Consider the following 21978-nt stretch of genomic DNA (forward strand, 5'->3'; position numbering starts at 1 on the left):
TCAATTATGTGATCAGTGTAGGACTTTTCGATCTTCCGACAATAAAATGATCTGCAAGGTAAAGATCCAATTTTGCATGTTGCTAAGTGGAGTAAATGATGTGCAATCAAAACGAGGATAAAAAAGAGGGGCAGTCCCCGTAACCACCCCCAAAGTCATGCCAATAATAGTAATGTGCGTGTAACTACTGGTTTTTCTTAGAACTTGTAACCGCCGCTGATCATAAATACCCAAGGGTTAATTTTGACGTCGGTTTTTTGCTTCACTCCACCTGCTTTATAAGTTGCTTCTGTCTCAATGTTTGCGTACCACGCAGCGGCGTTGAGGAACCATTGATCGTTGATCATGTAATCCACACCAATATTCGCTGCTAGACCGAATGAATCATCTAATTTCAAATCTGACAGGTCAGCGCCTTTACCCGTACTATTGAAATCTTCATCAAAGAATATGGTGTAGTTCAGACCTGCACCAACGTATGGACGGAACTTACTTTGAGACTCGCCAAAATAGTACTGCACCATTAGCGTTGGTGGTAAATGTTTGGTTTTCGCGATATCACTACCAACCAAATCTGTCGAAATGTCATGGCTGAATGGTGTTGCTGCTAGAAGCTCTAAACTGATGTTGTCTGTGAACATGTAGCCAAACGTCAAACCAAGCTGCGTATTTGAGTCAACTTCTAACTCTTCTTGAGAACCAAGAATCTTATCACTGCTGTCATTTGGAACGACAGACGCCGCACCAACACGAAGAACGAAGTCACCTTGTTTATGAGCGAAAACACTTGGTGACACGAGTGCAGCAACCACTGCTAGACTGCAGATTGTTTTTTTCATTTTTATTTCCTTTCGTAGGGCTTCGTTATGTCGTACCCAAAGGGGTGCCTGCTAACTGATCTGAGATTTCAAGTAAACTCAGCGCCTTGAAGCACACGGGTATCTATATCTTTTTGAGCTGTGCGCAATCTAGCACATAGAAACCCTACTATTTTGATGGAAATCAATTTGTGAAAAATATAGGTTTTTTGTATGGAGAAACGCCATATTGATCAACAAATTATGCAAATAGGATACAATTCTGTAATGCAAACTGTGCGTGTGAGTTGCCATGCATACCCATAAATGCGAATCCTCTCGTTAAGGCTCGTAGCCAGCAAAAACTTTTTTCGTCCTCTACGTCTTCTATTTTCAAAAAACAACCCACTTAAAACGCTCGTTTGCCCCCTTAAAATCGCGATTTGAGGGGTTTGTAAAGCACTGAAATACAAGAAGTTATTTTTCTGGAAAATCAGTCACTTGGAGTGCTAGTCTGCTCGCAGCTAAGGAGAAGACATGTTAAAAACCGATCTCATTTTTGAACGAGAAAACTTTTCTCATCACGATTTTCAGAATGCTACCTTTAAAAACTGCCACTTTTATATGTGCTGTTTCGACCATGCCGATCTGCGCGATGCTAAGTTCATCGACTGTCGCTTTATCGAATCCAAAGCGCTAGAAGGGTGTAGTTTTCGCTTCGCGAACTTAAAAGACGCTAGCTTTACGAACTGTATGTTGGCGATGAGCCTGTTTAACGGCGCAAATTGTATGGGCTTGGAGCTACGTAAGTGCGATCTCAAAGGGGCAAACTTCCAAGGTGCGAACTTTGCTAATCGCGTCAGTAACACCATGTTTTTCTGTTCTGCTTTTATTACTGGCTGCAACCTCACCTACTGTAACTTCGAACGAGTGTTACTAGAAAAATGTGACCTCTTTGAAAACCGTTGGAACGGTGCGAACCTCGCAGGGGCAACTCTCAAAGGCTCGGATTTATCTCGCTGCGAATTCTCGCCAGAACAATGGGGAACCTTTAACGTTGAGCAATGTGATCTGACTCATGTCGAACTAGACGGGCTGGATGTTCGCCGCGTTTCTCTGTTTGGTGTTAAAATTTGTGATTGGCAACAAGAGCAATTGCTTGCGCCTTTTGGACTGATCATTCTCTAAGGAAAGGCCATGAACCTGTTTAAAGACTTACCGAATAACCTCGACGAGGAAGTGTTCGAAGACCTGCTGACCCACAAAAACCTGCGTATAGAACGCATTGTCTCAACGGGGCAAACCTCGCCCGAAAGTGGCTGGTACGATCAAGAAGAACATGAATGGGTCTTGGTTCTTAAAGGAGCTGGAGAGCTGACTTTTGAATCAGGTGTAGTGCAACGACTTGAGGCAGGCGATCACGTTACGATTCCAGCTCATACCAAACACAAAGTGAGCTGGACTGACCCAACGCAAGAAACCATCTGGTTGGCGGTGTTTTATCAATAAACACAAAACGATCTTAAACCCAAAAATAGGCGCTGAGTTTGCTCGATACTACTAAGCCGTCACTGGCACTGTTTGATTTTGATGGCACCATCACCCGAGAGGATATGTTTAGCCTTTTCCTCCACTATTCTGCTTATGGCCTGCGCAAACGAGTAGGAAAGGTCGCTATCATGCCATTTTATGCGCTGTACAAACTCGGAGTGTTACCCGCTCGTGTTATGCGCCCTCTCAGCAGTTTTATTGCATTTTCAGGGAAAGAAACGCAGAAAATTGAAGCGATTGGCACTCAGTTTGCCCATGAAGTGATCCCGCTGTACTTACGGCCAGAAGCGATGGACAGGCTGGCTTGGCATCAACACCGAGGCGATACCATCGTAGTGGTGTCGGCATCACTCAATGCGTATCTCAAGCCTTGGTGTGAGGCGAACGGTTACCACTTGCTGTGCAGTGAACTGATCTCAGAACAGCCAAAACTGAGTGGCTTTTACCAGCAAGGTGATTGCAGTTTAGAAAAAAAAGTCTCGCGCGTTAGGGCCACGTTTTCGCTCGACGAATTTGCGTCTGTTTATGCCTACGGTGATACGCACGAAGACATTCCGATGCTCAAACTGGCAGACTACGCGATGCTCAACTGGAACGAGTGGAGAGCAAGCGAATAACGATATGTGCTCTGATTTTCAAGACAGCCACTCAACCAAAGTGGTCGTTTTAGACTGAAAAAACAAACCCTTCTCACATGAGAAGGGTTTTATTGTTCAGAGCCAGAATAAATGGCTTAACGCCATACACCCCATTGACCCGTTGTGCCAGGTTCCTCACCAGACGTCCACCACTGGGCAGTCCATTCTTTGCCGTTGTGCGTCACCACATCACCTTGGTTGTAAACGGCTGTCTTGTCCCACAAATTGGTTGGTTCAACTGGTGGCGTGACATCCGCTTTGAGCAGTGACAACGCATAACTGAAGTCTGCACTTGGCGCTAATACTTGATTCGCATTCACGTTGTTACTGTCGAACATGTAGTGATTCATCTCTTGATGCCAAATACCCACATACCAATCGCCCGTTTGCTGCGCGTTAAATTGATCAGCAATTTCTGCCGCCCAAGTCGCCGTATTGTTTGCACTGATTGGTAGTGAAATATCGACAATTTCATTGCCTGTCGCATTAAACGTACGGAAACGAATGGTGTCACCCGCTTCTACTGGTCCGAAACCTTGCTGAACAAAGTAGCCTAGAGATGTCAGATTATTGCCCGGTTCGGTTGGATCAACGGGGTCAGTCGGCGGCGTCGTACCTGTTCCGTTTAACGTAATGTCACTACAGTTGTAGAAACCTTCACCAGCCACATCAATGCGCTGCCAACGAGTATAAAGCACTGCATCGCCGGAACGATCAGCAGGGAAAGTCACCTGAATACGGTAGCGTTTTTCCGCATCAACATACACGTCACCTGCGGTGTCGATCAGCTCTAAATCACTCCAAGTAAGCGGTTTTGAATCATCATAAGTCGGCTTGGTGAGATAGAATTCCCAGTACGATGGGTTGTGCGGCGCCTTGCCGTAAAACACCAATTCAATCTGGTTGTTTGCATCTGGCGTAACATTGGTGCGCTGCCAGTTTGGAGAAGGAATGTTCAAACCTTTCTTAGCGGCATCGCCGGCAGAACACAGTTCGCCGTCACGGACTACGGCTTTAACATGCTCCATATCTCGGTAATTTGGTACGTTTGCTGCAATTTCACTGCGTTGCACAAACGGATACGCGCCAGATTCTTCAAAAGCCGCTTTACACGCTTGGTTGGGGATCTCATTGGTCCAAAAACCACCGTCTAAATAACACGTATTCTGACGAGCACTTGGAAATTCTACCCAGCCGTGGGCGTTGACGTTAAATGAGCTCAATGCGGCAACAGCGCTTAAGCTCAAAAGAGGAAGTGTTACATGTGATTTCATCGTTCATCCTTAAATTTGCTGACTCGCCGCTCATGAACACAAGCGGTTTAAGCAAAACTAGCAGGATGAGATTATTTCGAAGGTGAGAATAAAGGTGGAAATTGTAAGAGTGCCATCTGCTTTCCAGCATTTGTTGTGTACTTATCTCATACTCGACTGACTCTTTCGAGTCACTTCAAATTCATGTGCCACAAAAACTGTCACTCTCGTTTGGCTATCGCTCGTCTTTTGGTGTGTCCATCACCACCATCGTTGTGATCGACTTGACGTGTTCGCACTCACCCAACACATCAGCATGGAACGCTTTATAAGCGGCGAGATCTTGCGTCTCTACGCGTATGAGATATTCGTTAGATCCCGTAATGTTGTGACATTCCACCACCTCGTTTACAAAACGTACATGCTCTTCGAAACCCAGCTGTGCCTGCTTAGAGTGCGAGGCCAAACCAATCGACACATAAGCAACAAAACCCACGCCAAGTTGCTGATTATCCAGTACTGCTCGGTAGCCTTTGATCACGCCTTTACGCTCTAAATCTTGCACTCGGCGTAAGGTGGCAGATGGAGATAAACCAACGCGTTCCGACAGCTCCACATTGGAGATTCTTCCGTCTCGTTTGAGCACTTGCAATATTCTTTCGTCAAATCTATCCATGATGATGTTTCATTGCTTATTTAGTTTCTAATCATCAAATAAAAGCACAATATTGACCTCAGTTCTACTTATAGTTGTTCTCAACTTATCGAGAACTGATTCAAGGAACAATCTATGGAATATCATCAACTGGGCGCTTTGGCGTTGTTCGCTTTTGTCTCCACTTTTACGCCGGGTCCCAATAACATTATGTTGATGACCTCAGGGGCAAATGTCGGCTTTAAACGCACTATCCCACACATGTTGGGCATTACCTTCGGCTTTGGTGCCATGTTAATTTTGGTGGGCATTGGCTTGATGAGCCTGTTCCATGCCTACCCGCTCACCCACTCCATTTTGAAAGTATTGAGCTTGAGTTATTTGCTGTACTTGACGTACAAAATCGCCACCAGCGACAAAACAGAAGCAAAACACGATTTTCGCCCGATGTCTTTTTTAGGGGCTGTCGCATTCCAATGGGTGAACCCAAAAGGTTGGTCGATGGCGTTGACGGCCATTACGGTATACAGCAGTGGCGGTGCATGGCTCGAACTGACTTTTATCGCCGGTATCTTCTGCTTAGCTAACTTGCCATCGGTAACATTTTGGACGGCGGCAGGTATGCAATTGCAGCGTTGGTTGACCACCGATAAACGCGTTAAGGGGTTCAACTACAGCATGGCTGCGCTGTTGCTGTTGTCTACGATTCCAATGATATAAGTCTATTTTGGGTTAAAAAACGACTCACTTTACGTAATTGGGAAAGGACAGATACTGCATTTTGCTTGAGGCTTTGGCGTTAATTCACAGTGTAAATTTGTTTAAAGACGCTACCCTCTTGTTAGGGAACTTGATAATCTTTAAATGAGAAAGAGAATAATTATCGAGTAAAGTAACAATGAAAAAGAAGCCTCAACCTAAAACGCTTGTTGTCACAGACACAGAAACCATCACTCCAAACATGCAGCGCATTACCTTGCAAGGTGAGGCGCTGAGCCACTTTCCTCGTGACTGCGAAGGCAGTTACATCAAATTACTGTTTAACGATATGGGCGGCGCGGATCTGAGCATCCTGCCAGAAGACGACCGACCAATCATGCGCACCTACACTATCCGACGCTTTCATCCAGAAACCAGTTCAATCGAAGTGGATTTCGTCCGACACGTAACGCAAGATCTGCAATGCGGATTTGCAGCGCGTTGGGCAATGGCCGCGCAAAAAGGCGACACGATCAGCATTGTTGGGCCAGGTAGCATCTCCAACTTAAATACTGAGGCGGATTGGTTCTTCATGGCTGCCGATATGACAGCACTTCCAGCACTTTCTGCGAAAATTCGTACGCTGCCAGAAGAGGCCAAAGGCTACGCTGTGATCAGCGTGATGTCTCCAGCCGACATTCAACCCCTAAACACGCCAGCCGGTATGGAGTTGATTTGGCTAACTGAACAGCAAACCTTGGCTGATAGCGTTCGCGAACTCGAGTGGTTAGACGGTAACGCTTCGGTATGGTGTGCGTGTGAGTTCGATTCAATGCGCGCGCTGCGCCAATATTTCCGCAATGAGAAAGAAGTCGATCGCGAGAATATCTACATCAGCAGCTATTGGAAGCAAGGCGTGTCTGAAGATGGGCACAAAGTGATTAAACGTGAAGACGCGGAATCCAACCAATAGTGGTTCATTTATTTCCAGTTCAAGCGCTTATCCCAATAAAAACGCCCGGCATCACCGGGCGTTTTAGCGACTTCAGTTGTATTAAAGTTCATGAAAACTCTAATCCGCTAGTTCCTGCGCTAAAAAGTCGATCAACAACCTCACTTTGGGCGATAAATTTCGGCTTTGTGGATACAGTGCCCAAATGCCTTCACGGTCGTCTCGGTAATCGGTCAGCACCTCGACTAGCTCACCGTTATCTAGAGCTTCTTGAACGTAATAGTCTGGCAACTGCACTAAACCCAAACCACGTTTGGCGGCGCCCATTAGCGCAAAACCACTATTGCATTTAATCCTCCCCGACACACGCAAAGACTTATCGCGTTTATTTTCCTTAAAATGCCAATAATCGACCGAACCAACTAGGCACTGATGTCGAGCCAGTTCGGATAATGTGTGAGGCTCGCCAAATCGCTCCAAATACATAGGGCTAGCACACACGTAATTTTGACGCGACGAAAGACGCTTTGCGATCATGCTGGAGTCTTGCAGGCGGCCAAGACGAATCGCCACGTCTACCCCTTGCTCTATCAAATCCAGTTTTTGATTGGTCAGAACTAAATCGAGATCCACACGCGGGTACTTCTCCAAAAACTGATGCAAGAGCGGTGCGAGGTTCATTTCCCCATAGGTCACAGGCGCTGTCACACGCAGCAAACCTCGCGGTTCGGTTTGCATTTGCGTTACAGCAAGCTCAGCTAGTTCTAGCCCTTCGACCAAGTGTTTGCACTGCTGATAATAAAGCTGTCCAGCTTCAGACAGAGAAACTTTTCGCGTCGTGCGATGCAGTAACTTAACCGCAAGACGCTCTTCAAGTGCCGATACGCGGCGACTGATTTGTGCCACTGACGTTTTCAGTTTAGCCGCGGCAGCTGTAAAGCTGTTAGTTTCCGCTACGGCAACAAACTCGCTGACTCCTTCCCAATTCGCCATGCTGTATTCCTGTCGACCTCTTCTAGACAAATAGTGATTACATTGTTCTCGTCGCGCTACGCTTTGAAAACTGGAAAACTTTACGCGTCAGGTAACGGACGAAGATCGTCGTATTGCGCATCAAGCTCAATGCCAAAATATTCTTTCAACGCATCCAGGTAGGTTTGACCTGGCTCTAGCTCTATTTCTGTTAGCGCTTCATGATTGGTGCATCTGAGTGTGTAGTTAAGCAGCGTCACCAACCCACTTTCTGTCGCTCTAGCAGCGACTCTTGCGCTAGTAAAACGTGAATTAGGCGAAGTCGAGGTAAAGAAGTTGCTACATGCAATGTCACCAGCAAACACAAACTCTAGGTCAAAGCTGTATAGATTGTTCCACGTGTCCGTTCCATCGGTTGAAAGCACTTGGAGGAAATAACCAAACTGAGCATCTTTGACAAAACGGAAGGTTTGTAAATCCGTCTGAATCACTTGGTCAAGGATAAATGGCAATGGCGCTCGAGGGGTATTGGAGCCAAAACCCACATCGACAATCCATGTTTGTTCCTCTAACGTCACTAACGTGATTTGATGACTACGACCTGTTGGTGTACCAGACACATGTACACGCCCTAGCAAACTTCGCGCTTCAAACCCAAGAGTGTTGAGCACATCAAGCATTAAACCATTTAATTCAAAGCAGTAACCACCGCGAGAGTGGTACACGGTTTTTTGAATAATATCTTCAATCTCAACAGAGACGCCTCGCTGCAATGCGATGTCAAAATTCTCAAACGGCAGGCAACGATGCTGCGCCACGTGAATTCTGTGCAATGACTCCAAATCGGCGGGCAATTCACTAGGCAAGCCTAGCTTGGTTAAATAGGCACTCAGATCCGTCTTATTCATAATCACTCTTACTTAGCTGATGGTTTGACAGTTTTCTACTTTAGCCCCTCTATCTAACTTCAGGTCAATCACCTTTTCCATTTCCCTTCCGCTTTAAGGAGGCATCGCACTCTTTTTACACGCTCACCTTATCATTATTACGCATATGTAAAAATCATTTTCAAAATGGACGGATTATCATTTTTACTGAAACACCTAAAATGAGCACCAACAAAACGACGAAGCGCGGTAAGCAAACCTTAACTACGCTTATTACGTCACTCCATATACTGAAAATATAAAGGAAACATCCAATGTCGCTTGAAATCAAACCTGGTCAAACTCACATAAAATCAAAAGCAATGGTCGCTTGGGCTGCAGGTGAGCCGCTTAAAATGGAAGAAGTTGATGTACAACTTCCAAAAGCCGGCGAAGTGCTAGTACGCATCGTAGCAACTGGTGTTTGTCACACTGACGCATTCACACTATCAGGTGACGATCCAGAAGGTATCTTCCCTTCAATCCTTGGTCACGAAGGTGGCGGTATCGTTGAAATGGTTGGCGAAGGCGTAACAAGCGTTGAAGTTGGCGACCACGTTATCCCACTTTACACTGCTGAATGTGGTGAGTGTAAGTTCTGTAAATCTGGCAAAACGAACCTATGTCAGGCCGTTCGTGAAACGCAAGGTAAAGGCCTAATGCCAGATGGCACAAGCCGATTCTCTATCAACGGCGAAACTATCTTCCACTACATGGGTTGTTCTACTTTCTCTGAGTACACGGTTCTTCCAGAAATCTCACTAGCGAAAGTAAACAAAGAAGCACCACTTGAAGAAGTTTGTCTTCTAGGTTGTGGCGTAACCACTGGTATGGGTGCGGTATTAAACACAGCTAAAGTTGAAAAAGGCGACACAGTGGCAATCTTTGGTCTCGGCGGTATCGGTCTTTCTGCAATCATCGGTGCTCGCATGGCTGGTGCCAGCCGCATCATCGGTGTAGACATCAACGAAAGCAAATTCGACCTAGCGAAACAACTTGGTGCAACTGACGTAATCAACCCACAAAAATTCGACAAGCCAATTCAAGAAGTGATTGTTGAAATGACAGACGGTGGTGTTGACTACTCATTCGAATGTATCGGTAACGTAAACGTGATGCGCCAAGCACTTGAGTGCTGTCACAAAGGTTGGGGTGAGTCAGTCATCATTGGTGTTGCTGGTGCAGGTCAAGAGATCTCAACTCGTCCATTCCAACTGGTAACTGGTCGTGTATGGCGTGGCAGCGCTTTCGGTGGCGTTAAAGGTCGCTCTGAGCTTCCAGAAATCGTAAACCGTTACATGGCTGGTGAATTCGGCTTACAGGAGTTCATTACCCACACAATGGGATTAGCAGACGTCAACAAAGCGTTTGATCTGATGCATGAAGGTAAGAGCATCCGAACAGTTATCCATATGGATCAATAATGCTGCCTCAGGCTCTCCTTTTGGGGAGCCTGAATTCCTTCTGCTAATTAGAGAGTTTATTCATGACCATTGAAAATGTAAGCCAAGCCAAAGTGTTTGGCGGTTGGCACAAGCAATATACACACGAATCCAATGCCCTAAACTGCACCATGCGCTTCGCGATATTCTTGCCACCTAACGCAACGAAATCAAATCCCGTACCCGCGCTATACTGGCTCTCTGGTTTAACGTGTACCGATGAGAACTTTATGCAGAAAGCGGGCGCATTTCGTATGGCGGCCGAGCTTGGCATTGCGATCATTGCACCAGACACAAGTCCGAGAGGCGAAGGTATCGCTGACGACGAAAGCTATGACCTAGGAAAAGGAGCTGGCTTTTACCTTAATGCGACGCAAGCACCTTGGTCACTGCATTACTGTATGTACGACTATGTGACTGAGGAGTTGCCTGCGATCATCGAAAGTAACTTCCCAGTCTCTGACGTGAAGTCAATTTCCGGTCACAGTATGGGCGGCCACGGAGCGCTCACCATTGGTCTGAAAAATTCAGAACAGTACCGTTCTATTTCAGCGTTCAGTCCAATCAGTAACCCAATGCAATGCCCTTGGGGACAAAAAGCCTTTACTGCTTACTTAGGCAAGGAGCTTGAAAGCTGGAAGCAATACGATGCAAGTGAACTTCTAAAACAACAACAATCACCATTACCAATTTTGGTTGATCAAGGTGATGCTGATGGCTTCTTAAATGAGCAGCTTAGACCGGAAGCGCTGATTGCTGCGGCAAAAATACACGATTCAAACCTAACCTTGAGAATGCAACCAGGCTATGACCATAGCTATTACTTCATCTCAAGCTTTATTGAAGAGCACCTCAACTTCCATGCAAAATATTTGTTTGCATAGTTAATTTAAGTAAGCTCATGAAATAAAAAATAAAGTCACCAAAACTAGGTGACTTTATTTTCTTTACGTACTAACAAATACATATCTGAATATCGATGATTTAAATATGTAAAATAATGTAACTTAAGAACAAATTCGACGTCCATTTCTCGCCTTATTAAATTCTCATTTCCGACACAGTATCTTTATTAAAAATGAAACAAAGTTGCACTAAAAACCAATTAAATACCGCGAAATCATTACGAAACTCTACCATCATCCCAATACTCTGAGCTTTTAATTAAGAAGCAACTTAATAACCTTGACGTGACGTAAACCGACAGTTATTTTTGAAACATAACGTATTATAAAATCTCATCCGGTTGGCTCTATAATTATAAATAAATTACCGCTAGCACCTTTGTCCTAGCTAAGAAAAAAGAATAAAACTCAAAAGGGCATATGATGAAAAAGATAGTCGCGCTAGGTCTGTTTTTTGTTGCGCCATTCTTGTCTGCAAATACGATCGTATTTAGTAGTAGCCAGCAGCCTAGTGTCATACTGGAACTGGAAGAGATCCAAGCTTTACCTACCACTAGCTACACGATGACATTGCCTTGGCTTCCTGCTTCGTCAGAGTTTTTAGGCGTTAAACTCAGCACGCTTCTTACACACGTCTACGGAAAGGTACCAGAGCAGGTTGATATCAGCAGCTTAAACGACTATCACTCGACATTGTCCCGACAAGATATTCTTCGATATCAACCAATACTGGCTTATCAACAAGATCAGAATTACATAAAAGTCAGGAATAAAGGCCCTTTCTGGGTGATATATCCACTCAATCTCTATCCAGAGCTAAACTACAATAAATATCATGCGCAAATGGTATGGCAAGTAAATGAAATAAAAGAAAAATAATAAGAATGAAGTTATCAGAACCCTATTCTAAGAAACAAAGAATATTGCAATATTCTACCACCAGCAAAATGCTGCTGGTGGTGTTTGCCGTTTCTTTGCTTCTCGCGAATGTCGTGCTTTTACAGCAAACACGTTCACTCTCACAAAATTTTAATAACGAACAAAAACAAGCGACTTGGTTTTTATTCCAACTCTCCAAAGAACTATCAGAACTTGTCGGCGAGGCCAGACGGTTAGATGAAAACGTATTGAATATTGATGGTGCAGAGCTTCAATACGAGTTAGCGTGGAGCCGCTTTGACTTATTGACCAGTAGCACGAAAGCCAATAAGTTCTTTTCTCGGAACAACATGCACCTTTACTTCATTAATCTTTTTGAAGAGTTCAAAGAGCTAGAAAAACAACTAGTAGAAGCTAGAACAGGTGACAGCCAAGCTGCTGCTGCATTTTATCGTTCAACTCAAACACTATATTTAGGCTTAATAGACTTCGTTAATCAAAACTTCCGCCTAAGCAGTAAAGCTTATGAAGCACAAAAAGGTCAAACCCAGCGCTTAATGCAAGCACAATATATGTTGTTTGCGACGTTCGTTTTGTCGATTATCTCTCTAACTTATTTCTTTTATCGTGAATCCCATTTTCATAGAAAATTGGCGCTCAGCGACCCTTTAACGAACCTAGGGAACCGCAATGCACTATTCATTACCCTAAACAAATTTACTCAAGAAAAAAGGCCCTTTTCTCTCTGGATTCTAGATTTAAATGGTTTTAAAGAAGTCAACGACACACACGGACACCAAGTTGGCGACACTGTACTGCGGGAAATCGCTAGGCGGCTTAATTCTATGGCACTCAATGATTTTACTGTTTATCGCATGGGAGGAGATGAGTTCGCGGTTATCCTTGAAGGTGAACATCTCAATGAAGAGAACGTACGTGAGCAGATAAATACCGTCTTTGATGCACAAATATTAAACTCCGATAAAGTCTCAACACTTTCAACAAGCATGGGCTTAGCGCAATACCCTAAAGACAGTGACAATGTTGACTTTCTTATCAGCATAGCGGATAAGCGCATGTACAAAATGAAATTTCAACGTTAAACGGTATATATGATGAGAAAGTTCATGCAAGTACTGCTTCTACTGGCAGTCATTGCGGCAGGTGTGTTGGCTTGGGTATTTATTCCATCGCACGAAACCATCGGGCAAAAAACGCTTGAGCAGGCACTCAACGACGACTACAGCCTCGTTGGCCATCGAATCTACTCAACCGATCCGGATGCTGGTAACCGATTCGGTTACTTCGTATTGGCAACGGGTCAGAGCATTGAAGAACAAGAGCCGTTTTTGGTCACTTCGGATCAGTTTATTCGCATGGAACAAACGGGTGATAACACCTTGTCTGTGACCGTCAATGGCCGTATCTACCAATACCACAACGACTTGTGGGTACCAAAATCGGATGGAAAGTTGCAGCACTTTTTAGTCAGCGCAACTGCCAACTACGTGCGCTAAAAAACGGGAACATTACTCCCCCCTCCCATCACACACAAAAAAAACAAAGCCCCGCATGTACTGCGGGGCTTTTTACGTTAACAAGAAAGTAACATCGAAAGGAGGGCGTTACTTCGCTAACACTTTCTCTTTAATCACTTTGAGTACCCCAGCCTCTTGGTTGCTTGGCGCAGAATAACGAGCGATTTTCTTAATCTCTTCATGCGCATTGGCAACCGCGTACGAATGCTCACTGACTTGCAGCATTTCGAGGTCGTTGAGGTAATCACCAAACGTCATGGTTTCGGCCGGAGTAAAATTCATTGTATCTTGAAGATGCTTAATGGCCGCGCCTTTAGATGCCTCGGCATTCATCACATCCAGCCAAATTTTTGCGCTCACTACAACTTTATGCGTTGCACCAAACTTCGCGTTCATGGTCGGGAACAGGAGCTCTTCCGAACCGTCAAAGTGACAAATCGCTACCTTGATGAACTCGTCTTCGACCTCAAGCAAATCCGTCACCGTTTCACAGCGATGGTAGTACTTTTGAAACTCTTCCAGTGATTGCTGATCATGCGTTTCGATGTACGCCGAGCGCTTGCCACACAATACGATGTTCGCTCCATCAATTTCACGAGCCGCTTTCACAATCTCCGCCACTTCCGCTTTAGGAATGGCGCAACTGTAGAGCTCTTTGTCTTGGTACATCACCAAGGTGCCATTTTCGGCCACATACAACACTCTATCTTTGATTGGCGCGAACGTGTCTCGCAGGCTGTAATACTGACGACCAGACGCAGCGGAGAACAAAATACCTTGCTCTTCCAGTTGCAAAAACAGGTCGAAAAACTCTGGATCCAAACGACCGTATTGGTCAAGCAAAGTGCCATCCATATCGGAAGCAATAAATTTGATGCGAACTTGTGACATTAACTAAAACTCTAAATGACGCTGCGAAAAATATATCCATGTAAGGTACAGGATCTTGTATGAATCTCAAGTCGGGACAACGACGCCTTCGCGATTACCAAGGGTGCAGTTTAAAGTAATCTTCACTGTGATCGATGAAGGCTCTCACCGCAGGAGACAAGTGTTTACGTGATGAATACAGCGCGTAAATGTTGAGATCATTTGGCTTCCAATTCGGCAACACCGACTCAAGCTGACCCGATTGCAGATAGATATTGCTCAAATAGGTTGGCAGCATCGAAATACCCATGCCTTGTAACGCGCCATGCAATAACGCCGTGGCCTCATTGCTGGTTAGGCGACACTCAATTCCCACCGATTCGAACTGGTCGCCCTGAGACAAATGCCACACGTGACGCTCAAAGTTTTTGTAACCCAAACAGTCGTGTGAAGATAAATCTCGCGGATGCGCGATCGCGTGGTGAGTTTGCAAGTATTGTGGCGATGCCACCAACACCGATTCACACACCGCAATCGGCTTACCAATCAAAGAAGGATCGGGATCTGACGCAATTCGGATTGCCAGATCGATGCGTTGCTCGGTTAGATCACTCACTGAGTCTTGCAGATCTATGTCGATATGCACTTTGGGGTGCTTTTGCATAAAACTGTTTACTGCTGGGATCAACTGTGAGAATCCAAATGAAGTACTAGACGCAAGACGGATTTTTCCGGACAGCTCACCATCAACGGCAATGTTCGACGTTAATGTATCGGCCTGTTTTAACCAGCGCTCAATCTGAGGCAAGCTGCGCTCCCCTGCGGTGGTGAGGGACACCTTGCGCGTGGTGCGGTGTAACAAACGAGTTTGCAGCCAGTTCTCCATCGCCTCTACATAACGAGTTACCATTGGCCGAGACATGTCTAACCGCTCTGCGGTCGCGGTAAAACTGCCAGAATACACCACATCCACAAACACTTTTGCTGCCGTTACTCTGTCCATACATTTGCTCGAAATAAGAAATAGTGATGCACATTATTGTGTATTTTTCCGAGCGTATCAATTTCCTAATATAGCTCCCGTTCCCAAGCCATCGTCGCTTGGCCCCAAATTCTTTAGGAGCTTATTATGAAAAAATTCACTTTGATTGCTGCATCCGTTTTAATGGCAAACCCTGTCCTAGCGGCAAACCACTCTCCCCTTACTCTTGAGGTTTACAACGCCGACGGTAACAGCTTCCACGTAAACTCAACCTTGGTATACGGTGAGACTGACGCCATGGTTATCGACACTGGATTCACCAAAGCTGACGCGATGCGCATTGCCGCTAAAGTTCTGGACTCAGGCAAAACACTTAAAACCATTTTTATCAGTCAAGCGGACCCAGATTACTACTTTGGCGCAGAGGCCTTACACCAACAGTTCCCTGATGCGCAGATCATCACAACGCCTGCGGTTCAAAAAATTATTAAAGAGAAATTGGCTGGAAAGCTGGCGTACTGGGGACCAAAGCTTGGCGCAAACGCACCGGTAAAACCAGTGATCCCTGTCGCGTACGATAAAGCATCATTAGAGCTAGAAGGTCATAAGATTGAAATCCGTGGTAACCATGGCACATCAGCACACCGCCCTTACCTATGGATTCCAGATAACAAAGCGATTCTAGGTAACGTAGCCGTGTACTCAAACGTACATTTGTGGATGGCAGATGCCGCAGACCAAACCGCCATCAATGCTTGGGAGCAGCAACTTAGCGAGATGCTTGCGCTTAAACCTCAAGTGGTCATTCCTGGTCACATGAAAGCAGGCACAAAGCTGAACGCAGACACCATTCGCTACTCGCAACAATACTTGCAGGATTTTCAGCAAGCGAAAAAACACAGCAATAACAGCGCTCAACTCATTGACACCATGTCAGCGAAATACCCAGAAGCTCAATTGCCAATCGCGCTAGAAATCGGTGCAAAAGTGCATACTGGTGAAATGTCATGGTAACCGTGCATTACTTCTTCGATCCCATGTGTGGTTGGTGCTACGGGGCATCACCACTCATCGAAGCCTTGATGGACACCTCTCAATTTAAGGTGGAGCTTCATCCCGGCGGCATGATTGAGAAGCGCGCAATTGAGCCTGAATTTCGTCAGCACATCATCAACAGTGACGCTCGTATCGCAACCGAAACCGGAGCAACGTTTGGTGAAGCATATCTACAACGCGTGAAAAGCGAAGATGCGTTTGTTCTTGATTCTTATCTACCCACACAAGCGATCTTGAGTGCGGAGAAAATGGGGCTGAATCCATGGCACATGCTAAAGACCATCCAATCTGCGCATTATCAACTCGGGTTAAAAGTGAATGAAGCATCGACACTCAAAGCCATTGCAGAATCGCTAGGTTTAGCAAGTGATGCGTGGGAGCAAAACATGACGTTAAGCGAAGCCGAGCTAAACGAGAGAATTCACTCTAGCCGACAGTTGATGCGCCAGTTACACGTTGGTGGTTATCCAACCATGATTGCAGAAGTAAATGGCGAGTACTTGACCTTGCCGCACTCGACCTACTACGACAAACCGGCACAGTGGAAGCTTGCATTACAAAAACTGCAATAAGCTCTTCCCCACTCGCTCTTGTTCTTAATCCAAGAGCGAGTGCCAACACCGACATGGCAATCCTGACTCAAACAGGTACAATCCTCGCTCGATTTTTTACTCTCGCGGATACCCACCATGCACTCGCCTGAACATTATTTTACTCGTTTTACTGCTGATATTTCTGGCTATGAATTGCCAACGCAGTTTACGTTTCCGTTCTACTACACGCCGCATCCTCTTTGCGTTATAGCCGCAAAGCAATTGGAACAGCATTTATTAGCGCAAACCGACTTCGAACACGATTTTGGTTTGGTTAATGAAGAAACGGGGCGAGGCAAAATGTTTGGCGTATTGCTGGTAAAAAGCCCTCAAGGCGAGCTCGGCTTTTTAAGTGCATTTTCTGGCAAAATTGCTGACCAAAACTTGATTCCAGGATTTGTCCCTCCTGTGTACGACATGCTGACCGATGAAGGATTCTTCCGCGCAGAAACGGATGCCATCAACGCCGCCAATGCGGAGTACAAAACCTGTGCTGCGAATCCGGAATTGGCGGATCTTAAAGCGCAAATCCAAGCCGACCGAGCCGCTTATCAGCAAGAGGAGCAAACACAGCGCCAAGTGATGATTGACGGCCGCGCCGCACGCAAACGACAGCGCCAACAGGGCGAGCAAACGCTCAATGCCGATGATCTCAAAATCTTGTTGGATGAGTTGGGTAAGCAAAGTGTCGCCGAGAAAAATGTTCTCAAATACTTAAAGCAAGCGTGGGATGAAAAGCTTGCAATCAAAGAAGCGCGCTTGGCTGAGTTAGAGCAGCAACTTGCTCATCTGAAAGAACAGCGCAAAACGCTCTCCAACGCTTTGCAGCACAAATTGCATAAACAATACCGCTTCCTAAACAACCATGGCAAAACACGCGACTTGGTGGACATTTTTGCGGACACCACAAACCCAGTTCCACCAGCAGGTGCGGGGGAATGTGCTGCGCCAAAACTGCTTCAATACGCGTTTAAACACGGATTCAAACCGCTGGCGCTGGCAGAATTTTGGTGGGGTGTGTCGCCAAAGTCTGAAGTTCGCCAACACAAAAAATTCTACCCATCGTGCAACAGCAAATGTCAGCCGATTTTGGGCCATATGATGCAAGGGCTGGATGTCGAACCTAATCCATTGGCGGAGAATTGGGCAGAAGACAAAGAACTAGAGATAATCTACCAAGACGACGCTATGGTCGTCGTCAACAAGCCCTCGGGCTTACTTTCAGTGCCTGGTAAAACTATCAAGGACTCTGCTTATACGCGCCTACAAGCGATGTACCCTGATGTGGAAGGGCCGTTTGTGATTCATCGCCTCGACATGGCGACCTCTGGCATCTTAGTGTTTGCCTTAACCAAGCGCGCGAACAAAAGTCTGCAGAAACAGTTTATGGCTCGCGACGTAAAAAAACGTTATATGGCACTGCTCGAAGGCGTATTAAACGAGCCTGAAGGGGAAATTTCACTGCCAATGCGTGGTGACCCCGACGACCGCCCACGTCAACTGGTGTGTTTTGAACACGGGAAACATGCAGAAACCTACTGGCAACTGATTGAAGTCAAAGATGGACGCAGCAAGGTATACATGTATCCGAAAACAGGGAGAACTCACCAACTACGTGTACACAGTGCTCATCACATGGGGTTAAACATGCCGATGGTTGGTGATGGTTTATACGGCGAAAAAGCGAATCGCTTGCACCTGCATGCTGAGATGCTAGAGCTGGATCATCCATACAGCAAAGAGCGCATGGTGTTCAAAGCTGAGTGCGAATTCTAACGTCTTCCCGATTTTAAATAACAAAAAGGCACTGACTAACAGTGCCTTTTTTGTTTTCTAACAACAGAATAAGCGTGATGCGCAATACCGAAAACCGTTAGCTCACCTTAAACTTGGTCCACACCTGAGAGCGCCAACGTCTTGCCATGATGATACCACGTACCCATTCATCGAGTGCGATTGCCATCCAAGCCCCTAAAACGCCATAACCCAAGTGGATGCCAAAGATGTAAGAGAAAAGCACGCCTAATCCCCACATACTCAAAATCCCCATTTGCACTGGGAACTTGATGTCACCCGCGCCTTTGAGCCCCGCGATAAAAATCAGGTTAAACACACGTCCGGCTTCGAGCAAAATTGAGCCCATGACTAACGAGCTTGCCAATGCGAGTATTTCCGGTTGATCGGTAAACACGCGTAGAATCTCTTCTCTAAACAGGTAAATCAGTGTGGTTGCCGCCGTTGATGCCACAAACCCCACTAAGAAGTAGATTTGTACGCGTTTTAAAATGCTACTCACCCAACCTTTACCGATGTAGTAACCGGTCTGAATTTGCGCAGCCTGACCAATTGCCAGCGCGAAAGCAAACGAGAAACGGGCAATGTTTTGCGCATAAGTGAAAGCCGCTAACGATGCCGTCCCCATTTGCACCACAAAGTACACAATGCAGATTTGCGCCACGTTGTAAGACAGCACTTCACCCGCGTTCATACCGCCGATTTTTAAGATTTTTTTGTAAATCTCTGCCGGTACTTGTTTCATAGTCGACATTGGTAGTTCAATGCTACTGCGAGCGAGAATAAACCATAACATTAACGTACCGATGACTTGGCTGACGACGGTTGCTATTGCCACGCCTTGCACACCATACACAGGTAAACCGAATGGCTGGTAAAGCGCAATATAGTTACCAATGATGTTGAACACACCCGAGATCAAATTCACCACCATTGGGGAACGTGAATAACCATGACTACGCAGAATAGTTGTAAAAACAACGCCAATCGTAACGTTAAACGTCATCGCACCGCTTATCAGCAGATATTCATGAGCGTACTGCTCGACTTGCGCTTCCAAGCCGTAATACGGGAGTAGATATATCGCACCAAGCACGGCAATCACACTCAATAGCACACCGACGAGCACAGACAACGCAATACTCGCAACACCAACGCTCACTGACTCTTGCTCGCGTCCAGCGCCATTGTATTGGGCAATCAAAATCCCCGTACCGCTACTGACAAACGTCGAAACGATGATTAAAAAGAAGGTAATCTGCGTGATCACACCAACAGCGGATACGGCTTTGTCTGAGTAGCCACTCAGCATGAACACGTCACTGGTTCCTAAAGCCGTCCGTAGCAAAATTTCGACAAGAATTGGCCAAGCTAATGCCACGATGGACATTCGTTGGTTGATGTTTTGGCTTTTAGGCATGCTTGTAACCTTTCCTACAACTAAAAACTGCCTCACAATTTTGTGAAGCAGTTTAAAAATAGTGACTCGAACGAAGCTCGATATGAGGTTGTGATTTAGCGCGGATTCTAGTCGCATATTGGTCATAACGACAACAATATTTCGCCCTGTTTCGGAAAAATATTTCTAATGCATTTTCGAAACGACATATGCCTTGACGATACGTAGAGCAGAGATTGGTGAACAATACTCTCAATCAACGAGCACCGAACAGAATCAGGATAATCAATAGAAATGTGTCTAACTAGATACATTACTTTGAGTTATCAGTCCAACCATATAGAGCCATGAAGAACCGTCATGAAAACCTGCATGCGCCACCATTCCTCTTTGAACACTCGCACCAAATCACACTGATGGCTTTGCACTAAAAATGACTGATATCACATTTGGAAACTTTGTTGTTCTATTTATCGCGAAAATACCGCCTAGAATAAGCGTACACGTTAATTAAGCAAGGATACATAATGTCGACATTGGCTGGGGCGCGCTTAGAAGAAATGGCGGACATCCGCTCAACAAGAAAAAAGAAAATTGTCTTTTTATGCTCCAGTATCGCCGCTGCCTGTTTAACTTATGGTTCCATTGCTCAATCACTTGAGAATAACTGGGGTTTAAGCTTTTTCCATGCTTTGTGTGCCTTGGCATGCTTAGCAATCAGTTATGTAATAAAAGTCCAGCGGCACCATCAATACGCCGACTTATGGCTAAGTGCTGTCTTAATGTTCGAAGGGTTATTGTTACTTCTGTATAACGACGCTCCGTCAGGCAAAATGTTATGGCTATATCCTATTGTCGCCACTCTGGTGTTAATTAATGAGTTTAAGGTCGGTCTGTTGTTCAGTGGCACCTACATTTTACTGATCTTTTTTGGGGTCGCTTTTTTAGATCGACTGCCAACAGCCACAGAAATCATAGAGCGGAGATTGATGCTGACCCTGATAGCGACCGCGTTTGTGTGTCACACGTTCTCGTATTACTACACGAAAGTCCTCAATTACATTCAAACACTGTATCGTGAGGGGATTGAGGAGTTAGCATATTTTGACCAGCTCACTGGGCTTGCCAATCGCTGGAGCTTTGAGACTTGGGCGCGCGCAAAGCTCGATGAAATCAAGCACTCATCTGATGACAGCATCACCGCATTGGTTTTTCTCGATATCGATAACTTCAAGCACATCAACGACACCTACGGGCACGATATTGGTGACCAAGTACTTCAAGCCTTCGCAACTCGATTAAAAAATAACATTCGCAGCAAAGACAGAAAAACCGATAAACACGACTACTCCATCGCTCGATTTGCGGGCGATGAATTTGTAATCATGCTTTACGATGTAAAAAGTAAAGGTGACCTCGACAGCATCCTAAAACGGATCGTGCATCTGTTTCCGACAGGTTACCGAAGCTACGATATGATTAACGAGTTAACAATGAGTGTAGGTGCTGCTATCTATAAGCAAGATGCAAAGGATTTGTCTGAATTGACTCGATGTGCAGATAAAGCAATGTACGCAGCTAAACATACTGGTAAAAACCAGTACGCCTTTTATGAGCACTGCAATACGGAAGAACAGTCAACATCTGATGCACCAGCGGTACCAGAAGCTTGCTAATGACTAAGCGAACACATGCATCACCCAAAGCCCCACAACGAGAAATACGATTAACCACACTACTTGCAACGTTCTGTTCGGCTTGCCTTGCTGACGAGTGGGGTGATCTTTAAACGCACGGCCCTTCATTTTGCCCATTAAGCTCTTTCCTAGAGCACGTCGATAAAATTCACGTCTCTTATGAGCGGCGTTGGCAACTTCGGTAAAGCGCTGTCTTTGCTCATTGGTGAGATCTTTATCCTCGTAACGAGGAGGGAGATCAGAATGCTTGCGTTGTACTGCCATCACTTCCTCCCTGGTCGATGGGTACATTTTTATTAAGTATATACCCAAATAACCAAAAAGATGCGTTATAAGTGAAGCACATAGACGAAAAAACCACCCGAAGGTGGTTTTATGAC

At 45.5% G+C, this 21978-nt stretch carries 23 protein-coding genes; 14 read left to right on the forward strand and 9 right to left on the reverse strand.

Going from position 1 to position 21978, the window contains the following annotated elements:
- Nucleotides 1-197: 197 nt before the first annotated feature.
- Complete coding sequence (ompW, locus tag R7044_RS19885) at nt 198-839, reverse strand: outer membrane protein OmpW (RefSeq protein ID WP_017634373.1); 642 nt, start codon at nt 837-839, stop codon at nt 198-200.
- Nucleotides 840-1334: 495 nt separating this feature from the next.
- Between ompW and R7044_RS19890 the strand changes: the two genes are divergently transcribed.
- From R7044_RS19890 to R7044_RS19900, 3 genes are read left to right on the forward strand one after another with little or no spacing between them, the layout of a single operon-like run.
- Nucleotides 1335-1985: a Qnr family pentapeptide repeat protein gene (locus tag R7044_RS19890; protein ID WP_005374358.1), complete on the forward strand. Its 651-nt coding sequence runs from the start codon at nt 1335-1337 to the stop codon at nt 1983-1985.
- A 9-nt stretch (nt 1986-1994) separates the two neighbouring features.
- The gene (locus R7044_RS19895) at nt 1995-2306 is read left to right on the forward strand and encodes a cupin domain-containing protein (protein WP_005383281.1); all 312 of its coding nucleotides are present in this window, start codon (nt 1995-1997) and stop codon (nt 2304-2306) included.
- A 38-nt stretch (nt 2307-2344) separates the two neighbouring features.
- Complete coding sequence (locus R7044_RS19900) at nt 2345-2965, forward strand: HAD-IB family hydrolase (protein WP_225455770.1); 621 nt, start codon at nt 2345-2347, stop codon at nt 2963-2965.
- Nucleotides 2966-3081: 116 nt separating this feature from the next.
- Here R7044_RS19900 and R7044_RS19905 read toward each other — a convergent pair whose 3' ends face one another.
- Together R7044_RS19905 and R7044_RS19910 are read right to left on the reverse strand one after the other, a co-directional pair.
- Nucleotides 3082-4260, reverse strand: a complete 1179-nt coding sequence (locus R7044_RS19905) for a lytic polysaccharide monooxygenase (RefSeq protein ID WP_213962260.1) — start codon at nt 4258-4260, stop codon at nt 3082-3084.
- A gap of 214 nt (nt 4261-4474) precedes the next feature.
- Nucleotides 4475-4915 (reverse strand): Lrp/AsnC family transcriptional regulator, encoded by a 441-nt coding sequence (locus R7044_RS19910; protein ID WP_005374369.1) that lies wholly within the window; start codon nt 4913-4915, stop codon nt 4475-4477.
- A 114-nt stretch (nt 4916-5029) separates the two neighbouring features.
- Between R7044_RS19910 and R7044_RS19915 the strand changes: the two genes are divergently transcribed.
- The gene (locus tag R7044_RS19915) at nt 5030-5614 is read left to right on the forward strand and encodes a LysE family translocator (RefSeq protein ID WP_054578560.1); all 585 of its coding nucleotides are present in this window, start codon (nt 5030-5032) and stop codon (nt 5612-5614) included.
- 178 nt (nt 5615-5792) lie between these two features.
- Entirely contained in the window at nt 5793-6566 is a 774-nt protein-coding gene (locus R7044_RS19920; protein ID WP_017821025.1) for a siderophore-interacting protein, read from the forward strand.
- 99 nt (nt 6567-6665) lie between these two features.
- On the opposite strand, the gene R7044_RS19925 is transcribed toward R7044_RS19920, so the two are convergent.
- Complete coding sequence (locus R7044_RS19925; protein ID WP_017633836.1) at nt 6666-7538, reverse strand: LysR family transcriptional regulator; 873 nt, start codon at nt 7536-7538, stop codon at nt 6666-6668.
- An 80-nt stretch (nt 7539-7618) separates the two neighbouring features.
- Complete coding sequence (locus tag R7044_RS19930; RefSeq protein WP_054576499.1) at nt 7619-8425, reverse strand: arylamine N-acetyltransferase family protein; 807 nt, start codon at nt 8423-8425, stop codon at nt 7619-7621.
- Nucleotides 8426-8718: 293 nt separating this feature from the next.
- Between R7044_RS19930 and R7044_RS19935 the strand changes: the two genes are divergently transcribed.
- The 5 genes from R7044_RS19935 to R7044_RS19955 all read left to right on the forward strand — a co-directional run bounded on the left by R7044_RS19935 (nt 8719) and on the right by R7044_RS19955 (nt 13186).
- On the forward strand, nt 8719-9867 hold the full coding sequence (locus tag R7044_RS19935; protein ID WP_017633834.1) for an S-(hydroxymethyl)glutathione dehydrogenase/class III alcohol dehydrogenase: 1149 nt from the start codon (nt 8719-8721) through the stop codon (nt 9865-9867).
- A gap of 62 nt (nt 9868-9929) precedes the next feature.
- Nucleotides 9930-10769, forward strand: a complete 840-nt coding sequence (fghA, locus tag R7044_RS19940; RefSeq protein ID WP_005374382.1) for an S-formylglutathione hydrolase — start codon at nt 9930-9932, stop codon at nt 10767-10769.
- Between the two features lie 444 nt (nt 10770-11213).
- The gene (locus R7044_RS19945) at nt 11214-11669 is read left to right on the forward strand and encodes a hypothetical protein (protein ID WP_005374384.1); all 456 of its coding nucleotides are present in this window, start codon (nt 11214-11216) and stop codon (nt 11667-11669) included.
- Nucleotides 11670-11674: 5 nt separating this feature from the next.
- A complete protein-coding gene (locus R7044_RS19950; protein ID WP_005383270.1) occupies nt 11675-12772 on the forward strand; it encodes a GGDEF domain-containing protein in 1098 nt (365 codons plus the stop codon).
- Between the two features lie 24 nt (nt 12773-12796).
- Nucleotides 12797-13186 (forward strand): hypothetical protein, encoded by a 390-nt coding sequence (locus tag R7044_RS19955; protein WP_005464976.1) that lies wholly within the window; start codon nt 12797-12799, stop codon nt 13184-13186.
- A gap of 108 nt (nt 13187-13294) precedes the next feature.
- Here the strand turns inward: R7044_RS19955 and R7044_RS19960 are convergent, their stop codons facing one another.
- Complete coding sequence (locus R7044_RS19960; protein ID WP_025516303.1) at nt 13295-14098, reverse strand: Cof-type HAD-IIB family hydrolase; 804 nt, start codon at nt 14096-14098, stop codon at nt 13295-13297.
- A 94-nt stretch (nt 14099-14192) separates the two neighbouring features.
- Nucleotides 14193-15080, reverse strand: coding sequence for a LysR family transcriptional regulator (locus R7044_RS19965; RefSeq protein WP_020841638.1), 888 nt, complete (start codon nt 15078-15080; stop codon nt 14193-14195).
- 126 nt (nt 15081-15206) lie between these two features.
- Here R7044_RS19965 and R7044_RS19970 point away from each other — a divergent pair, with 126 nt between their 5' ends.
- From R7044_RS19970 to R7044_RS19980, 3 genes are all read left to right on the forward strand, one after another.
- Nucleotides 15207-16073 carry an MBL fold metallo-hydrolase gene (locus tag R7044_RS19970; RefSeq protein ID WP_033907212.1) on the forward strand — a complete coding sequence of 289 codons (867 nt, stop codon included), beginning with the start codon at nt 15207-15209 and terminating at the stop codon, nt 16071-16073.
- Nucleotides 16067-16687, forward strand: coding sequence for a DsbA family protein (locus R7044_RS19975; protein WP_033907213.1), 621 nt, complete (start codon nt 16067-16069; stop codon nt 16685-16687). Before R7044_RS19970 ends, R7044_RS19975 begins: the two co-directional genes overlap by 7 nt.
- 117 nt (nt 16688-16804) lie before the next feature.
- Entirely contained in the window at nt 16805-18484 is a 1680-nt protein-coding gene (locus R7044_RS19980; protein ID WP_033907214.1) for an RluA family pseudouridine synthase, read from the forward strand.
- A gap of 97 nt (nt 18485-18581) precedes the next feature.
- On the opposite strand, the gene R7044_RS19985 is transcribed toward R7044_RS19980, so the two are convergent.
- Nucleotides 18582-19922: an MATE family efflux transporter gene (locus R7044_RS19985; RefSeq protein WP_017633826.1), complete on the reverse strand. Its 1341-nt coding sequence runs from the start codon at nt 19920-19922 to the stop codon at nt 18582-18584.
- Nucleotides 19923-20428: 506 nt separating this feature from the next.
- On the opposite strand from R7044_RS19985, the gene R7044_RS19990 reads away from it, so the two are divergent.
- Nucleotides 20429-21577 (forward strand): GGDEF domain-containing protein, encoded by a 1149-nt coding sequence (locus tag R7044_RS19990; RefSeq protein WP_225455771.1) that lies wholly within the window; start codon nt 20429-20431, stop codon nt 21575-21577.
- Nucleotides 21578-21580: 3 nt separating this feature from the next.
- On the opposite strand, the gene R7044_RS19995 is transcribed toward R7044_RS19990, so the two are convergent.
- Nucleotides 21581-21862 (reverse strand): hypothetical protein, encoded by a 282-nt coding sequence (locus R7044_RS19995; RefSeq protein ID WP_033907216.1) that lies wholly within the window; start codon nt 21860-21862, stop codon nt 21581-21583.
- Nucleotides 21863-21978: the final 116 nt, after the last annotated feature.

This window comes from Vibrio sp. 1402 (assembly GCF_033340275.1).

Bases quoted from the DNA above. Each gene is read 5' to 3' on its own strand.
- ompW (WP_017634373.1), bottom strand. From the start codon at position 839: ATGAAAAAAACAATCTGCAGTCTAGCAGTGGTTGCTGCACTCGTGTCA.
- R7044_RS19890 (WP_005374358.1), top strand. From the start codon at position 1,335: ATGTTAAAAACCGATCTCATTTTTGAACGAGAAAACTTTTCTCATCAC.
- R7044_RS19895 (WP_005383281.1), top strand. From the start codon at position 1,995: ATGAACCTGTTTAAAGACTTACCGAATAACCTCGACGAGGAAGTGTTC.
- R7044_RS19905 (WP_213962260.1), bottom strand. From the start codon at position 4,260: ATGAAATCACATGTAACACTTCCTCTTTTGAGCTTAAGCGCTGTTGCC.
- R7044_RS19910 (WP_005374369.1), bottom strand. From the start codon at position 4,915: ATGGATAGATTTGACGAAAGAATATTGCAAGTGCTCAAACGAGACGGA.
- R7044_RS19915 (WP_054578560.1), top strand. From the start codon at position 5,030: ATGGAATATCATCAACTGGGCGCTTTGGCGTTGTTCGCTTTTGTCTCC.
- R7044_RS19920 (WP_017821025.1), top strand. From the start codon at position 5,793: ATGAAAAAGAAGCCTCAACCTAAAACGCTTGTTGTCACAGACACAGAA.
- R7044_RS19925 (WP_017633836.1), bottom strand. From the start codon at position 7,538: ATGGCGAATTGGGAAGGAGTCAGCGAGTTTGTTGCCGTAGCGGAAACT.
- R7044_RS19930 (WP_054576499.1), bottom strand. From the start codon at position 8,425: ATGAATAAGACGGATCTGAGTGCCTATTTAACCAAGCTAGGCTTGCCT.
- R7044_RS19935 (WP_017633834.1), top strand. From the start codon at position 8,719: ATGTCGCTTGAAATCAAACCTGGTCAAACTCACATAAAATCAAAAGCA.
- fghA (WP_005374382.1), top strand. From the start codon at position 9,930: ATGACCATTGAAAATGTAAGCCAAGCCAAAGTGTTTGGCGGTTGGCAC.
- R7044_RS19945 (WP_005374384.1), top strand. From the start codon at position 11,214: ATGAAAAAGATAGTCGCGCTAGGTCTGTTTTTTGTTGCGCCATTCTTG.
- R7044_RS19950 (WP_005383270.1), top strand. From the start codon at position 11,675: ATGAAGTTATCAGAACCCTATTCTAAGAAACAAAGAATATTGCAATAT.
- R7044_RS19955 (WP_005464976.1), top strand. From the start codon at position 12,797: ATGCAAGTACTGCTTCTACTGGCAGTCATTGCGGCAGGTGTGTTGGCT.
- R7044_RS19960 (WP_025516303.1), bottom strand. From the start codon at position 14,098: ATGTCACAAGTTCGCATCAAATTTATTGCTTCCGATATGGATGGCACT.
- R7044_RS19965 (WP_020841638.1), bottom strand. From the start codon at position 15,080: ATGGACAGAGTAACGGCAGCAAAAGTGTTTGTGGATGTGGTGTATTCT.
- R7044_RS19970 (WP_033907212.1), top strand. From the start codon at position 15,207: ATGAAAAAATTCACTTTGATTGCTGCATCCGTTTTAATGGCAAACCCT.
- R7044_RS19975 (WP_033907213.1), top strand. From the start codon at position 16,067: ATGGTAACCGTGCATTACTTCTTCGATCCCATGTGTGGTTGGTGCTAC.
- R7044_RS19980 (WP_033907214.1), top strand. From the start codon at position 16,805: ATGCACTCGCCTGAACATTATTTTACTCGTTTTACTGCTGATATTTCT.
- R7044_RS19985 (WP_017633826.1), bottom strand. From the start codon at position 19,922: ATGCCTAAAAGCCAAAACATCAACCAACGAATGTCCATCGTGGCATTA.
- R7044_RS19990 (WP_225455771.1), top strand. From the start codon at position 20,429: ATGTCGACATTGGCTGGGGCGCGCTTAGAAGAAATGGCGGACATCCGC.
- R7044_RS19995 (WP_033907216.1), bottom strand. From the start codon at position 21,862: ATGGCAGTACAACGCAAGCATTCTGATCTCCCTCCTCGTTACGAGGAT.